Raw genomic sequence first — 2,260 nt, 5'->3', positions numbered from 1 at the left:
CCTTCTTCGCCACCGCTGTCCACGGCCATCGCCAGCACCGGCATACGGCGCGCAGGATCAGACTGAAGCGCATAGGTTTTTTCCAGCACATCGGAGACCAGCAGTTGCCAGTCCTCCGGATAGGCGCCGGGGTGAACAGGCTCAGCCTCGCCATGGTCATTACAACGCAGGGACTGGCGGATGTTGTAGCGGTCAATGAGCCAGCGTTCGCCGTTTTCGCCGTAGCCGATAACCTGCACGACAAAACGGCGCTTTTTGCCCCCCTGAACATCCACGGCCGCCAGCAGGAAACGCACTTTTGGCGGGACCAGACGTTTACCGAAATCCTCTGCCCGCTGCATCAGCACATCAGCCCGGCGTTGCTCCGTGGCCGCACGTGGCAGGTAAGGCAAGCCCCAGTCGGTGTTGATAACTGCCTTCAGGGTTTCTTCGCTGCCGGTCGCTTCGTACTCCTGCTCGGCCGTCAGCAGCTTATAAACCAGCTGCGCCCAGGTCTGGTAAGCGGCCGCAGGTCCTTCCATCCAGAATGAAGCAATGCGGGAGCGGCGGGGTTCACCTGACCGTTTACCGTCACGGTCAGTCTGCTCTCCCTCACGAAGCCAGACACCGCGCCTGTTCAGCTCGCGCTTCCTGTCGGCCGTTATCACACCGTTGCAATGTGGGCACTGCAGGTAAGCGGATTCACTGGCTTTTACCGGGTCCGGATCTTCCCGGTAGCCGGTCATGGCCGACATCTCTGGCTGAAAATATTCCCCGCAGTGCGGACAGGGCCAGTACCAGCGACGACGGTCACCACGGTTATACAGTGAAAGGATACCGGTGGTCGGCGGTGCTTCGTGGGGCGACTTACGCCGCCATTTGCTGTCGCGGATATCCCGCCCCGGGGAGCTCTCCACCAGCGTCATCCCGGCGGACATATATGTGGTGGTGCGTTTTGAAGCCAGAGAGAAACCATCCCCCTCGCCATCGATGTCCTCCGGAAAACGATCATAATCGGTCAGAGCTACACACTTAAAATCTGACGATGACATGACGTTGATGGACGGCCAGCCAATTTTCAGGAAGCTACCCGACAGAAAATATTTATCGTGAACGTTGTTGTCGTTGCGTCTTGGGCTAAGGCTTTTTCTGACTTCAGGACTACAACGGAATGTTCGGGCCAGACGCTTTTTAGAATGCTCCTGAGCTTTATCCTGCGTCATCTGGACAAGCAACATATCCGACGGATCGCAGACAATGTTGTAGACAACCCAGCCATCAATCAGGCCGTTAGTTTTACCTGTTCGCGCCGGGCCTACAAATATGACAGCATCGTATTCACGAGATGCCAGACAGTTCATCGGCTCCAGAACATAGGGAGCCACCACCGGATCCCACGCCACCGAGTTTCCGCCAGATGTTGGCACGCGCATATATTTCGCTACAGCTTCAGCAACCGGCATTCTCCGGGGGGCTTTTATCAGCTGGCCGGTATCCTGTTTCAATGAAAGCGCAGTTGCCCGTGCTGACATTAGTCCTCCTCCGGGATTTCCTCCTCTGCTTTATCGTCGCTCATCACACGCCGGGCGATTTCATCACGCAAATCATCAATGACAGACTGAACGCGAACAACAGCACCCGGGGCCAACGCACAATCGCGCTCCAGAATATCCGGCAACGTCTCCAGCACCTGCACCATCGCTTTTGCCATTTCCGCGAATTCGCGTGCCACGTCAGACGCAGGGATTAACTCACCCACCTCCTGTTCGAACTTCAGACGCTCGCGTTCGGACTGATACCAGGCCTTTCGGTCCTGCGGCTCCATTTCGCCTTCAGCAACGGGCGGTGGCAATTTCATTAACTCCGCAAGCACATCGGTCAGCAGATACAATTTCAGATTGCTGTCATGACCACCTGATGTACTGACATTTTTCAGTCTGGCGGCCACCGTCTGACGATGGGCACCGGAAAGCGCGGCCAGCTGGCTGACGTTCAGCAGCTGACTCTTTAACTCCTGATCCATTAAACACCTCAGTGATGAACAAAAAACAAACAAAATCGACACTGTGAAAATTTTTATTCACAGAAATCAGATAATTGAAGTGGTGGTGATGGTCAATAAAAATGCAAAAATTTGGCTTTTTCCGCGTGTCTTCGCCCCCCCGGTGTTCAGACCCGCCAGGAGTACCTTTTCAGATGAGAGGGAGGATCACAGGAATGGTGCAATACGCATCGCCATCTGCACACCACGGTAAACGTGGCCGTCATTGCTGGGGTGAAC

2 protein-coding genes are annotated in these 2,260 nt (G+C 55.4%); both read right to left on the bottom strand.

What is annotated here, in order from left to right:
* On the bottom strand, positions 1-1,511 hold a 1,511-nt coding region (locus VGM55_RS03575), incomplete at its 3' end, for a phage terminase large subunit family protein (RefSeq protein WP_331634600.1).
* On the bottom strand, positions 1,511-2,002 hold the full coding sequence (locus tag VGM55_RS03570) for a DUF1441 family protein (RefSeq protein WP_331634599.1): 492 nt from the start codon (positions 2,000-2,002) through the stop codon (positions 1,511-1,513). The genes VGM55_RS03570 and VGM55_RS03575, both read right to left, overlap by 1 nt.
* Positions 2,003-2,260: the final 258 nt, after the last annotated feature.

The organism is Cedecea sp., assembly GCF_036500665.1.
Classification (GTDB): domain Bacteria; phylum Pseudomonadota; class Gammaproteobacteria; order Enterobacterales; family Enterobacteriaceae; genus Cedecea.
Note: the sequence above shows the minus strand (reverse complement) of the source record. Positions and strands in the feature narration are given on the sequence as shown.

Coding starts and splice junctions, on each gene's coding strand:
- VGM55_RS03570 (WP_331634599.1), bottom strand. CDS start 2,002: ATGGATCAGGAGTTAAAGAGTCAGCTGCTGAACGTCAGCCAGCTGGCC.